The sequence below is a fragment of the Saccharothrix sp. ST-888 genome (genome assembly GCF_000955975.1).
Taxonomy (GTDB): Bacteria; Actinomycetota; Actinomycetes; order Streptomycetales; family Streptomycetaceae; genus Kitasatospora.
Map to the genome: position 1 here is coordinate 1 of NZ_JYJF01001017.1, position 295 is coordinate 295.

The following is a 295-nucleotide window of genomic DNA, read 5'->3' on the forward strand; positions in this document are numbered from 1 at the left end:
GCCACAAGACCGTCGAGGTCTTCCGCGGGGCGGTCTGCGACAACGGCGCCCCCATCGCCACCGTCGGGCCCCACAGCACCGCCGACGGCGTGGACCCGCGCTGCGTCGAGGGCGTCTTCATCGAGCACGGAGTGGTGGCCAGCTTCCGGGTGATCCGGCACCACGAGGGCGGAGGCGGCCACGAGGGCGGACGCGACCACGAGGGCGGCGACGACCGTGGGGACGAGCGGGACTGATCAGGCCTTCTCCAGCAGGTCAGAACAGTGATGGTCTTGACGAACGCGGGACGGCGGTC

Annotated in this window: 1 protein-coding gene; it reads left to right on the forward strand. The window is 71.5% G+C overall.

What is annotated here, in order from left to right; all coding sequences use genetic code 11:
• Nucleotides 1-236 (forward strand): hypothetical protein (locus UK12_RS35385; RefSeq protein WP_045307330.1); only part of this gene is annotated, 236 nt, incomplete at its 5' end.
• Nucleotides 237-295: the final 59 nt, after the last annotated feature.